Source organism: Sunxiuqinia sp. A32 (assembly GCF_052690465.1).
Window position 1 is genome coordinate 58143 of the sequence record NZ_JBQYLI010000024.1, and the last position, 16533, is coordinate 74675.

At 37.9% G+C, this 16533-nt stretch carries 12 protein-coding genes; 9 read left to right on the forward strand and 3 right to left on the reverse strand.

The annotated features are described in order from the left end of the window. Positions 1–23 precede the first annotated feature (23 nt). From ACUNWD_RS18830 to ACUNWD_RS18840, 3 genes are read left to right on the forward strand one after another with little or no spacing between them, the layout of a single operon-like run. Positions 24–1052, forward strand: coding sequence for a galactitol-1-phosphate 5-dehydrogenase (locus tag ACUNWD_RS18830; RefSeq protein WP_445589410.1), 1029 nt, complete (start codon positions 24–26; stop codon positions 1050–1052). A 10-nt stretch (positions 1053–1062) separates the two neighbouring features. Further along, positions 1063–2193, forward strand: coding sequence for a Gfo/Idh/MocA family protein (locus ACUNWD_RS18835; protein WP_445589411.1), 1131 nt, complete (start codon positions 1063–1065; stop codon positions 2191–2193). 13 nt (positions 2194–2206) lie between these two features. Continuing rightward, complete coding sequence (locus ACUNWD_RS18840) at positions 2207–2977, forward strand: SDR family NAD(P)-dependent oxidoreductase (protein ID WP_445589412.1); 771 nt, start codon at positions 2207–2209, stop codon at positions 2975–2977. A gap of 542 nt (positions 2978–3519) precedes the next feature. On the opposite strand, the gene ACUNWD_RS18845 is transcribed toward ACUNWD_RS18840, so the two are convergent. From ACUNWD_RS18845 to ACUNWD_RS18855, 3 genes are all read right to left on the reverse strand, one after another. Further along, a complete protein-coding gene (locus ACUNWD_RS18845) occupies positions 3520–5733 on the reverse strand; it encodes an alpha-L-arabinofuranosidase C-terminal domain-containing protein (RefSeq protein ID WP_445589413.1) in 2214 nt (737 codons plus the stop codon). Between the two features lie 244 nt (positions 5734–5977). Beyond that, positions 5978–6442: a magnesium-dependent phosphatase-1 gene (locus ACUNWD_RS18850; RefSeq protein ID WP_445589414.1), complete on the reverse strand. Its 465-nt coding sequence runs from the start codon at positions 6440–6442 to the stop codon at positions 5978–5980. A 9-nt stretch (positions 6443–6451) separates the two neighbouring features. Beyond that, entirely contained in the window at positions 6452–7429 is a 978-nt protein-coding gene (locus ACUNWD_RS18855) for a GntR family transcriptional regulator (protein WP_445589415.1), read from the reverse strand. Positions 7430–7590: 161 nt separating this feature from the next. On the opposite strand from ACUNWD_RS18855, the gene ACUNWD_RS18860 reads away from it, so the two are divergent. The 6 genes from ACUNWD_RS18860 (at position 7591) to ACUNWD_RS18885 (ending at position 16431) form a co-directional block, all read left to right on the forward strand. Then, positions 7591–8343 carry a radical SAM protein gene (locus ACUNWD_RS18860; RefSeq protein WP_445589416.1) on the forward strand — a complete coding sequence of 251 codons (753 nt, stop codon included), beginning with the start codon at positions 7591–7593 and terminating at the stop codon, positions 8341–8343. A gap of 142 nt (positions 8344–8485) precedes the next feature. Beyond that, positions 8486–10558 (forward strand): pyruvate formate lyase family protein, encoded by a 2073-nt coding sequence (locus ACUNWD_RS18865; RefSeq protein WP_445589417.1) that lies wholly within the window; start codon positions 8486–8488, stop codon positions 10556–10558. Between the two features lie 65 nt (positions 10559–10623). After that, positions 10624–11949: a sugar porter family MFS transporter gene (locus tag ACUNWD_RS18870; RefSeq protein ID WP_445589418.1), complete on the forward strand. Its 1326-nt coding sequence runs from the start codon at positions 10624–10626 to the stop codon at positions 11947–11949. A gap of 34 nt (positions 11950–11983) precedes the next feature. Beyond that, complete coding sequence (locus ACUNWD_RS18875) at positions 11984–13522, forward strand: alpha-N-arabinofuranosidase (protein ID WP_445589419.1); 1539 nt, start codon at positions 11984–11986, stop codon at positions 13520–13522. Between the two features lie 75 nt (positions 13523–13597). Continuing rightward, complete coding sequence (locus tag ACUNWD_RS18880) at positions 13598–14665, forward strand: aldose epimerase family protein (RefSeq protein WP_445589420.1); 1068 nt, start codon at positions 13598–13600, stop codon at positions 14663–14665. Between the two features lie 158 nt (positions 14666–14823). Further along, a complete protein-coding gene (locus tag ACUNWD_RS18885) occupies positions 14824–16431 on the forward strand; it encodes a sulfatase (protein ID WP_445589421.1) in 1608 nt (535 codons plus the stop codon). Positions 16432–16533 lie beyond the last annotated feature (102 nt).

Below are 16533 nucleotides of genomic sequence, written 5' to 3' on the forward strand. Positions count from 1 at the left end.
CTAAAGAATTAATTTGTGAGAAAATGAAAGCATTGTTGTTGGAAGAATATATGAGTTTGGTTTATCGTGAAGTGCCAAAACCTGAAATTAAAGATGATGAAGTTCTTGTTCGAGTAAAAGCCTGCGGTATTTGTGGATCAGATGTTCACGGGATGGATGGGAGCACTGGCCGCCGTATTCCGCCGATTATTATGGGGCACGAAGCTTCGGGTATTATTGAAGCTGTTGGGAAAAATGTAAAAAACTGGCACCAGGGTGATCGGGTCACATTTGATTCAACTATTTACCCTTTGGATGATTGGTACACACTGAATGGTCATTATAACTTGAGTGATAACAGGAAAGTCCTTGGAGTTTCACCAGGCGAATATCGAAAGCATGGTGCTTTTGCTGAATATGTAACAGTTCCTCAGCACATTTTGTATCGCATACCGGACAATGTGCGTTTTGAGCAGGCAGCAATGGTTGAGCCGGTTGCAGTTGCACTTCATTCTGTTTCACTTGCTGAAATTCAGTTGGGAGATACTGTAGTTGTGGTTGGAGTTGGCATGATTGGTATCTTCATTGTAAAACTGCTGAAGCTTTCGGGGGTGCGCGTGATTGCAATAGATCTGGATGAATTGAAACTTGAACAGGCAAAACAATCAGGAGCCGATTTTATATTGAATGCAAAAGATGAAGAGCTTGAGAAAAGGGTAAAAGACCTCTCTGATGGCCGTGGTGCTGATTTTGCTTTTGAAGCTGTCGGGATTACTCCTACCGTGAATACCGCTGTTGTTTCGGTGAGGAAAGGCGGTGCGGTTATCTTGGTTGGAAACCTCTCTCCAAAAATTGAATTGCCTTTGCAAAAAGTAGTTACCCAGGAATTAAAAATACAAGGAAGTTGTGCTATTAATGGAGAATATGAAAAAGTACTTCAATTAATGAGCCGGGGGCTGATCAGTGTTGACGATCAGATATCAGCAGTAGCACCATTACAGGAAGGAGCTGATTGGTTTCAACGACTATATATCAAAGAAAAAGGGCTAAATAAGGTTCTCTTAGTTCCTTAATACATTAAAAATGAAGAAATATAAAATTGGAATACTAGGCTGCGGAAAAGTTGCGCACCTTCATGCCAAAGCAATTCACGATATTCCAGAGGCAGAACTGATTGCTGTTTGGAGTCGGTCAAAAGAAACTGCTGAAAATTTTGCTGCAAAATATAAGGTGAAGGCTTACCAATCGATCACAAAAATGATTTCCGAAAACCAGATTGATTTAGTGGTTGTTTGCACCCCTCATCCCTTTCACAAAAATCCGGTAATCGACGCAGCGAAAGCTGGAGCAAATATTTTGGTTGAAAAACCGCTGGCTTCAACTTTAAAGGATTGTGATGATATGATTTCTGCTTGCGAACAGTATGGGGTAGAGTTGGGTGTGATAAGTCAGCGCAGATGGTATGCCCCTGTGCAACGAGTAAAAAAAGCAATAGAAGATGGTAAAATCGGCAGACCTGTTTTGGGCACTATCACGATGCTGGGATGGCGAGATGAAGGATATTACGCCGCTGATGCCTGGAGAGGAACGTGGAAAATGGAAGGGGGTGGTGTTTTAGTCAATCAGGCGCCACACCAACTAGATATTCTGTTGTGGATGATGGGCGATATTGACGAAGTATATGGCATTTGGCGCAATCTGAATCACCCATATATAGAAGTTGATGATACTGCGGTGGTTATTGTAAAGTTTAAAAACGGAGGAATCGGGAATATCTTGGTAAGTAATTCACAAAAACCGGGAATTCATGGCAAGGTGCATATACATGGAGAAAATGGCTCATCAGTGGGTGTTCAGACAGATGGTGGCGCAATGTTTATAGCAGGTAGCTCTGAAGTGTTGGAGCCTCCGGTGAATGACCTTTGGACTATTTCTGGAGAGGAGCATATGCTTACTCAATGGAACAATGAAGATTCTGATCATTTTCAGAAAATTGAAGCCACTGTTTATTACATGAAAGAGCAAATCCAGGATTTTATTAATGCGTTGAAAGAAGGTCGCAATCCAATAGTGACGGGGGAGCAGGGAAGGAAAACGGTGGAACTATTTTCTGCAATTTATCGCTCAACACGATACAATAAACCAATAAAATTTCCTTTGGTTTCTGATGCTGTTAATGAGAATGATATGGATGGTCGTTTAAGTTTAAAGTAGAAATTTTGAAGGTATGAAATACACTAACTTATTTAAAGTAGAAGGAAAGATTGCTCTGGTTACAGGATCGACCGGAGGTCTAGGAAGAGCTTTTGCAGAGGCACTTTGCGAGAACGGGGCAACCGTTATCCTTAATGGCCGAAATCAAGAGAAGATTGAAAAGCAAGTTCGAGAGTTCCGAGATTTTGGATATAATGCTTTTGGTTACCAGTTTGACGTCGCCGACTCAGAACAAGTAAACGAAGCCGTTGATAAAATCAAAGCTGAGATTGGGATCGTTGATATCTTGGTAAATAATGCTGGAACAACAAATAGGAGCCCCCTGGAAGATTTTAAAGACGCAGATTGGGATAAAATCATCAACACAAATTTGACGGGTGCTTATAAAATGTCGAAGGCTGTTGTTGCAGGAATGATTTCAAAGAAAGCGGGTAAAATCATCAATATCGGGTCCCTGCAATGCGAACTTGGACGTCCTTCAATAACGGCTTATGCAGCTTCAAAAGGAGGTTTAAAAATGCTCACAAAAGGAATGGCAGTGGAGTGGGCGAAATATAACATTCAGACAAATGGAATAGGGCCCGGATATTTTAAGACAGAATTGACAAAACCATTATACGAGAATCCCGAATTTACCGATTGGGTTTGCTCTCGAACACCAAGTAATCGCTGGGGATTGACTGAGGAGTTAATCGGTGTATTGTTGTTTTTATCATCCTCTGCTAGTAGTTATGTAAATGGCCAAATGATTTATGTTGATGGCGGATTATTGGCAAGTGTGTAAATGTAACACCTGATAGTATTTTTGAATGTATTTAACTTTTCGTTAAGATCATAAAATTATTGCATTGATGTTTGATATAGTTGTTTTTAATAGCTGGATAGTTTAAAGGCACATCTCTATCTCCTACAATATATGCTTAGGGCACTTTGAAGATTCTAATGGACAGTTTGATTCTTTTTTAATCCCACATTGCCTCAGTGTAAAATTGTGTATTAGTCCTGTTTTCAGCCAGTTAATGGGCGTTGGGGTAACTTGTCTTGAGACGTTTATTAGGCAACAGAAGAAGTTAGCTATAAGCTTCCCAGATTTAAATTTAAGAATAGTTTTTCTGAATTTTCAGACCTCAGTATCATTACATTTAAAACTAATATGCATACAAATGGACTGCAAGAGATATCGGTAATAGACGTATGGATTTTCAATATTCATAAGCAGAGAAAAAGGAGGTTAAAGTCCAACTTTAATCTCCTTTTGTTTCATGTAATTTTTATGTTTTGTTGTTAATAGAGCAGTTTAATAACTGGCCTGTTTTTCACAGCACTTTATTTGGTTAGTGAAATGATTGTGTAAGAATATTTTGGCAGAGTGTATTTTGTATCATTCTTCGATAATTTAATTTGAGATGTTTTTGGTACTACTTTAAACATCTCCTTATCAGTATTTTCATCTTCCAAATCGCATCCGCCAATCGTCCAGATGTCAGCTTTACTTTTATATTTGAAGTTATCAATATTGATAATTGTTTCTTCTGGCTGATCTGAAAGGTTTACAATATACAGTGAAAGTGTTTTTCCTGAGTCATCTATTTTAGCAGTAATATCGACTAACTTCTCATTATTACTGGTTGTTTTAATCACGTTCGGTAGCCAGTTTGTTATCATAGCTTCATCAATGTAGGCTGAAGGTTGGAACCAGATATTGTGAGAATTATAGTGGATACGTCCTTGATCCCACATGTAGTGCAAACCGTGTGGTTGGAAAGTATTTGCTGTTCCCAGCATTTCAAAATGATCTCCATAACGTTGATTTTTATTCCAGTTGTGTGCATGTGCTAAACCTCTGTTCCAGTCGCACCGGCTACCATTTTCCTCCATTGGATGTAGGCTGAGCCAAAAACCAGGGTAATCTTTTGCCAGTTCTTCCTGAAGATCAATTCCCATTTCGTGCGTATATCCCGGATCGTTTGCAAAACCAAGCCAGCCTCCGTAATGAGGGTCCCATGCGATGTTGTCACCTTTTTCCTGGTCAATAAACCACTTAACCATTTCTGATGATAGTTCATATTGTTTAGTTCCGCGGGCATAGTTTTTTAGATCTGTGCCGATATTTAAAGATGTCATAATTGTCATTTCCGGATCAGATTCCCAGGCAGCGAGAGCAAATTTCTTCACACACTCCACATACCCAGGGCTAATAATTCGTTCATTATCAACCTGGATGTATTTTAGGTTGTAAGGTTCTGGATGGTCGTGTTTGGCACGAAGAGCACCCCATTTGGAGGTAATTGGTCCATTCACATATTCCACAAAATCACGAATGTCTTCTGAGGTTTCGTCCATGCTCATTCCTATGATGCATTCAGCATCTATCGCTTCTGCAAGTTGAAGCATTTCAACAAATGCAAAACTGTGGGTTGCATAAGGGCTAAATCCGCTTCGGTATGTGACTCGTCGTTCATCAATCGGGCCAATCATTTTTTTCCAGCGATAATTATAAGTGTCAGCACCTACATCTACCATTGATCCGTTATATCGAATAGCTTTAATACCTTGTTTCTTGAGTGCATCGATGAAAGTCTTACGCAGTGGGTATCCTTTAACTCTGCCCCATTCTCCCGGTTGCAGAAATGCATAACCGAGCTCAATATGGCCCGCACTTTTTAGTGAAATTCCAAAACTTCCTTCCAGTGCTTCGCTTTTGGGCGTTAGCTCAAATTCCATTTTTTCGTAGGTGCCGTCACCTTTAATATGATAGGGCTTTTCTGCTAATACTTTCCCTTGCTCATCACGTAGTGACACGTAAACTGTGGTGGGCTTTTCAGCTTTAATTCTAAGAATTCCGTCATAGGTTTTTCCCGACTCAAAATGTATTCCCATTCGATAAAGGCCATGGTTTGTAATTCCTACTTCGCCAGTGCCGTTGGTAAAAGTGATGCCCTGAGTTTGGCGGCCCGTGTAAGCTTTGCCATCGCGGATAAGTTTATAATCATATTGAGCACTTCCACTGGTGAGCTTTGACCAGAACTTACTTATTTGTTCATTTCCATTTACGCGTTCCAGCATTATTTTTTGAATATTTTCCGGTATTGAATCAAATACCATAAAACGGGTAGGGAAGCGGTATCCGGAAATAACATGAGGATGTTGAAATGGATTTGCATTGTAGACATCTTTACTATTGAAATCATACTTTTCAGTAAGGCTGTTCCAGTTTAAGCGGTTGTAAACATTGGACTGAGTAATTAAATGAGGAATACGCCTTTCATCAAGCATTACATATATTTTTGAATAATCAGCCTTATCCAGGTTGAGAAAGTCGGTTTCGATATTTTCTTCAAAAGCTTCGCCGTGTAAAAGTTGACTGAAGACTCCACCATTTGTTTGATTGTTGATGTCTTCAATGTTTGTTCCGTTGAATAATTTTGAAGCCGTTGCAATTTTTTCTGATGCATCAACGGTCAGACGAATAGGTGAGTTTTGTGCACTCACGATGGTTGTGAATGTAACAATGGCCATGGCGATTACAAGCTTTTTCATAGTGTTAGTTTTATAGGTTTGTCGAATTTTAGTTGTGCTAATTTTTAAAAAGCGTTCATTGATGCATTTAAAAATGGCGGTACTTAAAAATAGGTTTCAAAAAAATAATATTGCAAATATATAAATAAAACAAACTGGTACGAACTGGTATGTTTTTAAATACGTGAATATATATAATAACGATTATCGTTATCTAAATTTTCACACAAAATAGACATGCACAAAAAAGATGAATATAAGCGGATTAGTTCTTGTTTAATATTTGATTTACATGTGCTTGTTTTATGCCCGCCTTTACATGAATACATTCAACCCCCGACTTTGACACATCCTGAATATTTCTTTCCTCGTCGTCGAAAAAGACGATTTTGTTAAAGGGAACATTAAAACTTTCTTTTATATTTTGAAGGTGAGCTATTTTGCTTCCGCGATATATTTCTTTGTGTGCAAAATACCTATCGATATCAAATAATTCTAAAAGTTTATTTGCCCAAGACGGTTGGTGAGTTCTTGAAGCAGCTGCAATGATTTTATTTTGTGATGAAAGTTTTTCTAGTACATCGATTGTTTCCGGATATAATCGAATCAAGCGTCCTTCTTGATCAAGCAGCTTATTATTATGCCATTGATAGGGAGGATTGGTTTCACTGCAAAAAGTATCCCCAGCATTCCAAAGCGTAAAATCCAGGTCAAATACAAAAATTTCCATTACAATTATTTACAAGGAGGTTCTGATCGTTAATTTCCATGGGTTTTCAATGGTTTGAATATTTTTCTTTTTAATCAAGCCTGCCATGGTTTTCCCCATCAAATTAAAGTCTGAAGATAAAGTAGTAATACCACCTAATAAGACTTCTTTGAGCGGTGTCTCATTGTAGGAGATAATTCCGAAATCCTTGCCAAGAACAAATTTTTGTTTTTCAGCCTGTTTTATCAGATAAACGATTTCGCGATCATTAACCACCATGAAAAGTTCACCCTTCTTAATTAATCTTGTTTTTGTTGTAGGAATATAGTCGTGTGCATACTTAAATTCTTCGCAGAAAGTTTTGAGTCCGAAGTATCTTTCATAAGGCTCTTTTTCATCTTTTTGGACCATGATAATTTTTTTGTACTTAGTAATATTATCTTTTCCATACACAAGAGCTTCATAAGTGTCTTTCTCAAAATTCTGGAACACTGACGAATATTTTCCTTTCAACTTTGGATGAAAATGATCCAAAAGGTATACCTTTCCATTAAGGTTACTTAGGATGGGATCAATTCCATCGAATTTCCCGGACATGATTATATAGGTAGTGTACTTACCGTTTGCTTCATTAATAAGGGTCTCGAAAACTTTTCGATTATAGTGGTGAAAGTACAAATCCACAGTTGCAGAATTACCAACAGATTCCATAAACGAGTTATATAGATCTTCCTTAAAAACGTTGAACTCATTGAATAACAGAAAGACTTTTTGCTGATGGTTTATGCGAGTGCTAATGATGTAATATCCAACTCCAGGATTGGAATCAATAATACCTTTGGTTTTCAATTCCGTTAGCCCTGCAAATACAGTATCCCTTGATAAATTGTATTTTTTAATAAACTCGTTTATGGAAGGAATCCAGTCTCCATTTTTATAGTCTCCCTTTTCAATTCCATCGATGACATGGTTTACTATTAACTTATATTTTGATTGGTTTCCTTTCATGGTAAAAATTTTAAAGTGCAAATATAATACAAATAATTCGGTCAAACAGGTACGAACTGGTATGTGTTTTAAAACATCTGATATTTTGGATAAAAAAGCCATACCAGTTCGTACTAGTTGTAAATGTATTCCTAATTTTACATCCAGAAATAGGTATTAAAATGAAAGAGGGAATTATTTTCAGTATTGAGGAGTTTGCGATTCATGATGGGCCAGGGATTCGTACAACGGTTTTCCTAAAGGGATGCCCTTTAAGATGTGAATGGTGCCATAATCCGGAGGGAATTTCATTTGAGCCACAAAATATGGTGAAAAATGGAGAATCAACTATTTGCGGTGAAAGAATTAGTTCGACAGCATTGGCGAAAATCATCATGAAGAATAAAGACTTTTTTGAATTGAATGGTGGAGGCGTGACTTTAACCGGAGGTGAACCATTAGCTCAAGCCAGCTTTGTCATCGATTTTTTAAAACAAGTAGATACCATTCACAAAGTAATTGAGACAAGTGGGCAAGTGCCAATGCCTGTTTTTAAAGAAGTTGTTTCCCTTGTAGACCTCGTGCTTATCGATATTAAGCATATGAATTCAGAGATACATAAAAAATATACAGGTGTAAGGAATGAGTTAATTCAAAACAATATAAAATATCTGATTTCATCAGGCAAGGAATTTATTGTCAGGGTGCCCTTAATTCCGGGAGTTAATGATTCTGAAGAAAATATGTTGAAAATATTATCCTTGGTTAAGGATGCCAAATCTCTGGTAAGGGTTGAGTTGATGCCTTATCACAAAACGGCGGGAGCGAAGCATAAAATGATTGGAAAGACGTACAGCCCTTCCTTTGATCCGACTGTCCCTCCAAATATCTACAATGTTTTTGAAGAGAATAATATTAAAAATTTAGTACTATGAAATGAGCATAAATAAATTTCATCATTACATACAAACCGAAATGATTAAATTTTTTTATGCGAACTAAATTTCGGTGGAACCAAAATTGAAAAACCGAATTTGATACGCAGATTTTAGAAACCAAAATTGAAAAATTAAACAGATGAATACACGTATAAAAGAACTGAGAGATTACATCTTCAACAACAAGCACCATCAATACAGAAGGTCTTTGGAGGAGTTGGATTTAAATGGTGTGAATAAGCTTTTTTCGGAAAAAGGGTTAAGTGATGTTGAAAGGTCGCAACAATGCCTGGCAATGCTGTTGGAAAAAGAAGTGCCTGTCATCCTGAAAGGTGAAAGAATTGTTGCAACACGGACTATTTCAGATGTTCCTCCGATTTATACAGAAGAAGAATGGAGGGGTATTACAGAGAAACACTTTATTCACGAACGGGGTACGGTTTCTAATATTTGTCCAAATTATGAGGATACCATAAAGAGTGGGTTTGCAAAACGGAAGGATGAAATTCAGGAGAGGTTGAAGGATTCTTCTCTTTTAGAAGGTGAAAAAACATTTTTGGATACGGTATATAAAAGTATTGAGTCCGTTCAAAAATTTATTGACGTTTATGCTGATCATGCTGCATCCCTGGGGGAAGAGGAAACAAGTGAAGTTCTTAGAAACATTAAAGACAAAGGTGCAAGTTCGTTTAGGGAAGCTTTGCAGTTAATGAGAATCCTTCATTTTACCTTATGGGAATCAGGTAATTATCACAATACATTTGGACGATTCGATCAGTATATGTACCCTTATTTTAAGAATGATATTGCAACTGGAAAATTGACGGAAGATGAAGCGTTTGATTTGCTGGAAGAATTTTTCCTTTCATGTAACAAGGATAGCGATCTATATCCTGGTATTCAGCAGGGAGACAACGGGCAGAGTATGGTTTTAGGAGGTGTCAATGCTGCCGGTGAGGATCAATTCAACGAGTTGTCGGAAATGTGTCTTAAAGCAAGTTATGAACTGAACCTGATTGATCCTAAAATCAATATTCGCGTGAACAGTAACACGCCGCTTGAGATTTTTGAGAAAGGATCTGAATTGACAAAAATAGGATTAGGGTTCCCTCAATATAGCAATGACGATATTGTTATCCCCGGATTGGTTCGCAAAGGTTATTCACATGAAGATGCTTGTGATTACGCTGTTGCTGCTTGTTGGGAATTTATTATCCCAAAATTGGGAATGGATATTCCCAATATTGATGCGTTGTCTTTGGCTGAATGTGTTTTGAATAGTGTGCCAAGACTGGATTTGTGCAATACTTATGAAGAATTTTATGGCATTGTTGAGGGCGAAATTCAAAATAAAATTGACGCAATGTGTGAAAAGCACAAAAATATCTACATCGAGCCGTCGCCATTTTTATCATTGTTAATGAGTGATACAATCAAGAATGCTAAAGATATTTCGCAAGGAGCAAAATACAACAATTATGGTATCCACGGTACAGGAATTGCAACAGCTGCTGATTCAATGGCTGCTTTAAAAAAATATTATTTTGAATCAAGGGAGTTGGGATATGAGGAGTTAATGGAGGCGCTGAAAAATGACTATAAAGGTTATGAGGAGATTCAGAAAAAATTGCGCCTTGAAGCACCAAAAATGGGGCAGGATGAAGATTATGTAGATTCAATTTCTGGCGATCTGTTGAATTCTTTTGACAAAGCTCTGGAGAATAAGAAAAATGAGAGAGACGGTATTTATCGGGCAGGAACGGGTACAGCACTTTTTTATATAAACCATTCAACTGGATTGACCGCAACTCCTGATGGGCGTGCAGCCGGTGAGGTAATCCCTGCAAATTATTCGCCAAGCCTGTTCATGAAACAGAAGGGGCCTGTTTCGGTGATCAAGTCTTTTACAAAACCGGATTTGAAAAATACAATTAACGGTGGTCCGCTTACACTTGAATTTGATGAATCAGTGTTTAATAATCAGGAGAGCGTGTCGAAATTAGCCATGCTGGTTCATTTCTACATTATACGTGGCGGCCATCAGATTCAATTGAACACCATAAATAGAGAAAAATTGATTGACGCAAAAATACACCCTGAATTATATCGTAACTTAATTGTTCGCGTGTGGGGCTGGAGTGGATATTTTGTAGAACTTGACGAAGTATACCAGGATCACGTAATTGCCCGCTATGAGTATAGTTTGGCGTAGTATCCGGAAGAAAAAATAAAAATCAAAAAACAATAAATTAACTATCTAAATCAAACAAGAATTTTATGAAATCATTTAAGGGATTTATGCTCTATGTCGCATTTGTGGCATCATTAGGAGGTTTTCTTTTTGGATTTGACACCGCTGTGATTTCGGGAGCGGAAAAAGCGATTCAGAAAGTGTATGACTTATCTAATTTTTGGCATGGTTTTACAATTGCCATTGCGTTAATAGGAACGATAGTTGGAACACTTGTATGTGGCAAGCCGGCGGAGAAATACGGTCGTAGGATTTCACTTATTTGGATCGCCTATTTATATTTTATTTCAGCACTTGGGAGTGCCTTAATAGTTGATTGGTATTCTTTTATGTTTTTCCGCTTTATGGGCGGAATAGCAGTTGGTGCATCTTCTGTTGTTGGTCCAATGTATATTGCCGAAATTTCCCCTTCAAACTGGAGAGGTCGATTTGTCGCATTCTTCCAGTTTAATATTGTTTTTGGGATTGTCGTTGCTTATCTGTCAAATTATTGTCTTAGTGGGATACCTAATGACTGGCGTTGGATGTTAGGAGTTCTGGCTGTTCCTGCACTTCTATTCGGAGTATTGTTGAATACAGTTCCGGAAAGTCCGAGGTGGCTGGTGAAAAAGAACCTCGAAGATAAAGCACGAAAAGTGTTTGAGAAGATTGGTGAAAAGAATATTAAACAGGAGTTGCTTGATATTAAAGAATCGCTATCTACTGTAATTGATGGCGACAAGCTGTTTCAGCGTAAATACTTTAAGCCAATCATGTTGGCAATTCTGGTTGCCACATTCAATCAACTTTCCGGTATTAATGCCATTCTTTATTATGCTCCCCGTATTTTTGAAATTGCAGGAGTATTGAGGGATTCAGCTTTGATGCAATCTATCCTGATTGGTCTCACCAACCTTGTATTTACCATGATTGCTATGATAATTATAGACAGGGTTGGAAGAAGAAAGTTACTTCTTGTAGGTTCTATCGGAATGATTATATCCTTGGCATTAGTGGCAAAAGGATTCTACTTTGGAACTTTACATGGATATTACATGATGATTTATTTAATGGGATTCATAGCATCGTTTGCAATTTCACTAGGAGCGGTAATCTGGGTTATAATTTCAGAGGTTTTCCCAAATAGTGTCCGCGCCAAAGGGCAGGTTTTGGGAAGTATAACCCACTGGATATGGAGTGCATTGCTGTCGTGGATATTCCCGATAATAGTTGGAGGTTTTGAAAATGGCGGAATGCTGATTTTTGGCTTCTTCACGTTGGCAATGATTTTCAATTTCTTCTTTGCATTAAAGATCTTGCCTGAAACTAAAAATAAATCTCTGGAACAACTTCAAAAGGAATTAACTGCTTAATATCACATTATTAACTATAACAACAAAAATGAATATGAAAACTATTGCAAGGCAATTGACTATAGCTTTAATCTCAATTTTTTTAACAGCCAGTATCACTTTTGCCCAAAATAACCAGGCACGAATTAAACTGGATATTGAGCGACAAATTGGCGAGATCGATAAAATGATCTATGGAAATTTTGTTGAACATTTAGGGCGCTGTATTTATGGTGGAATTTACGAACCGGGCTCACCACTTTCTGACGAAAATGGATTTCGTAAAGACGTGATGAAAGCAACTAAAGAATTGAATGTTCCGATTATTCGATGGCCTGGAGGTAATTTTGTTTCCGGTTATCATTGGGAAGACGGAATAGGTCCGGTTGACCAACGCCCAACCCGTATTGATTTAGCCTGGGGATTTCGTGAGGATAACAGCTTTGGAACAGATGAATATATTGACTGGTGTCGTGAAGTAAATACAGAACCATATTTCTGTGTGAACCTTGGTACAGGAACCATGGACGAAGCACGAAATTGGGTTGAATACTGTAACGTTGAGAAAGGAACGTATTATTCTGATTTAAGGATAAAGAATGGTCACAAAGGACCTCACAACGTTAAGTATTGGGGACTTGGAAACGAGATGGATGGACACTGGCAAATGGGGCATAAAAATGCGGAAGATTATGGAAAATTTGCTCTCGAGGCATCAAAATTGATGAAATGGATCGACAAAGATATTAAGTTGGTTGCTGCAGGCTCTAGTAATTACGGAGGGGATTGGATACATTGGAATAGAAGAGTATTGGAATATCTGGTTCATCATGTTGACTATATAGCTTTACACAATTATGTTGAAAATAGGGAAAATAACTATTATAAATTTATGGCGACTACGCAATTTGCGGAAGAAGCAATAAAAATTACAGAAGGGATTATTCGCGAAGAATTGTCAAAGGCTAAAAGGATAGATCCCATCTATATCGCATTTGATGAGTATAATGTGTGGTATCGCGCACAAGGACAAGAGGGGAATGAAGAGATTTATAATTTGGAAGATGCATTAGTTGTAGCTACTTATCTGAACATTTTTGTCCGAAATGCTCATATTGTAAAAATGGCCAATCTGGCACAATTGGTAAATGTGATTGCTCCTATCTTTACAACGGAGAAAGGTTTGTTTTACCAGACTATTTTTTACCCATTACAATTGTTTGCAAATAATTGCTTTGGAACCGCAATTGATGCTTTTGTTGATTGTGATACGTATCAGGTAAAAGATAGAGAGGTTCCATATCTAGATGTTTCTTCGGCTTACGACAAAGAGAATGATAAAATCATACTGAATGTTGTAAACCGTCATAAAGACACTGCCATCTCAACAGAAATATCTAGTCAGTATGGGATATTCAATGGTGAAGCAACTATCTCTGTTGTGAATGGTAATGACATTAAGGATGAGAACTCTATGGAGAAACAAATGGTTAAAACTCAAACAAGTTCAATGAAGGTGAAAGGTGAAGAGTTTACATACAGTTTCCCGGCACATTCGTATACGATGATTACTATTCCAGTCGAAGCTGATTAGAATTTAAACGAAAAAAAAATGAAACTAATTTATCTGATATCCATCCTGCTTTTTGTGGGATGCCAAACCCAAAATATGAAACATATAAAATCAAAAAGAGCTGACTTCCAGGCAGAGGTGAATGGAAAGCAGACTGATCTATATATACTTAAGAATAAAAATGGTCTTGAGATGGCCGTGACCAATTTTGGAGCACGTGTTGTCGAACTTTGGATTCCCGATAAAGATGGAAACTTTGCAGATGTAGTATTGGGACACAATAACATCGATGAATATGTGAATTACGAAGGTGAACGTTTTCTTGGTGCGACTATAGGACGATTTGGAAACAGAATAGCGACAGGTCAATTTGAGCTTGATGGCGTAACTTATCAGTTGCCTTTAAATAATGGACCTAATAGCCTGCATGGTGGTTTTAACGGATTTGACATGGTGGTTTGGGATGCAACGCAGATCAGTGATAACGAGATTGAGTTCAGATATATCTCAAAAGACGGCGAAGAAGGTTATCCGGGGACTCTTAGTGTCGATATGACATATCAACTCACTGATGATAATGAGTTTGTAGTTACCCACCGCGCTGTTACTGACAAGTCTACGATTATCAATTTAACTCATCATTCATTTTTTAATCTTCATGGCGAAGGGAATGGATCAATAAATGACCACATTTTAATGCTCAACGCAGATAAATATACTCCAGTTGATTCTGTATTAATTCCTAATGGAGAGTTAGGTGAGGTTGAAAATACGCCAATGGATTTTCGCATTCCTACTGAAATAGGAAGTAGGTTGGGAGTAGAATTTCAGCAATTGAAATATGGTGGAGGTTATGATCACAATTGGGTGCTGAACCGAAAATCTGACAAAGACATTGAATTGGCGGCAACTGTTTATGAACCTGCTTCTGGCCGTTTTATGGAAGTACTGACAACAGAACCGGGCATTCAGTTTTATGGAGGGAATTTCTTTGATGGCTCAATTGTTGGGAAATGTGGAAAGACCTACGACTATCGAGGATCTTTGGCACTGGAGACACAGCATTATCCTGATAGTCCAAATCAACCTGAATTTCCTAGTACTGTATTGAATCCAGCTGAAAATTACTATCACGTTTGTATTTATAAGTTCGGAGTAAAGTAGTTCAAAATTTCTATTAGCCTTATGAAGGCATTCTCAATAAGATAAAATATAAGCATCGGCAGCTTTTGTATGAATGGCTGCTGATGTTTTCATTTTGCTTGATCCGGGTAATTTCTGGTTTTGCTTTATAGTTATCTAACCTATTGAATTCCATTTTTATGAAAACGATATTAGTTAATTTTAAGTTGCCTGTTTTAGTTACTTTGCTTTGGTCTCCGTTAAAGGATTCAAATGTTTACTCGGCTGATAGCAAAAAGCCAAATGTGCTGTTTGTTGCAGTAGATGATTTGAATGATTGGATATCGCCATTGGATGGATTTCCGGGGGTGAAAACACCAAATTTCGACAGGCTTGCAAAGATGGGAGTAACCTTTACAAATGCACAATGTGCATCTCCTGTATGTTCTCCTTCACGGATCGCAATCATGACAGGTGTTCACCCGGTTCGGTCAGGTATCATAAATAATCCTCCATATATTAACGATTATTTAAATCATGATGGGCCGGAATGGAGGCAGAATCCTGTACTTACAGATGTATTTACAATCGATCAGTTTTTCAAAAAAAATGGTTACACCACATTGGCTGGTGGTAAAATATACCATACTGTCGCTCCTCCCTGGTCTGTTATTAATCAAGCTGATCCTGATGGCTGGGACTTTTGGTTTCCGAATATCAGTGCCCCGGTACCATACCAGATTCGGGCAAGTGATAAATTAATTCGCCATAATGATTGGGTTGGTCGAAGCCCAAATCCATATTTCACTTGGGCACCTCTACCAATCGACGATAATAAGATGGCTGATTCCCAGACAGTCGATTGGGCTGCTTATGAGCTTCAACAAAAACACGAAAAACCATTATTTCTGGCAGTTGGCCTGTTTAGACCACATATGCCCTGGGAGGTGCCTCAAAAATATTTTGATATGTATCCTTTGGCATCAATTCCTGATTTGAAGATAAAAGAGAATGATCTTGAAGATGCATTTGATCATGGAAGACGGTTATGGCATAAGTATGTTTTGGATAACAATCAATGGAAGAAAGTTATTCAGGCTTATCTGGCATCGATAAGTTTTGCTGACGCGCAGTTGGGAAGATTGCTGGATGCTTTTGAAGACTCTCAATATAAGGATAATACAATTCTGGTCGTGTGGTCAGATCATGGCATGCACATTGGGGAAAAAGAAAATTGGGAGAAATTTACGTTGTGGGAAGAGTCGGCAAGGGTTCCTCTCTTTATGATGGTTCCGGGTTTAACAAAATCAAAATCAGTCGTTGAAACGCCAGTAAGCACAGTAGATATCTATCCCACGTTGGCGGAGTTGATAGGAGAGGTGCCTCCTAAGCATTGCGACGGACAAAGTTTGGTTCCTCTATTAACTGATCCAACGGCCGATCATGATCCCGCAATTACAGCATTCGATTTTGATATTGTCACGAATAAATCACCTTATAACAGAGATTTGGGTTTGGGGCCTTCCTACACAGTTAGAACTGTTGATTATCGGTACATCTATTATCCTTTAAATGGTTTGGAAGAATTATACGACCATCGTATTGATCCAAATGAATGGGACAACATTGCCTATAAAAAGGAAAATAAGGAAATCGTACAAGAGCATCGCAATTATTTATTGGAGAAAGTTTCGGGCCTGAAATGGACAGATGAAATACCAAATGGGTACACCATTGAGAACGGACAAATTAAGAGAATTGACTTTATGTCACTTATTGAGTTGGAATATCCAGCTGTACATCATTGATTCGATTGTTTTTGAAATCGTGTTGAGTGTTTGACTTCAAATGCATTTGGACACATTTTGATCTAAATTTAAGAGATACTTTTCAGGTTTGAAAATTTTATG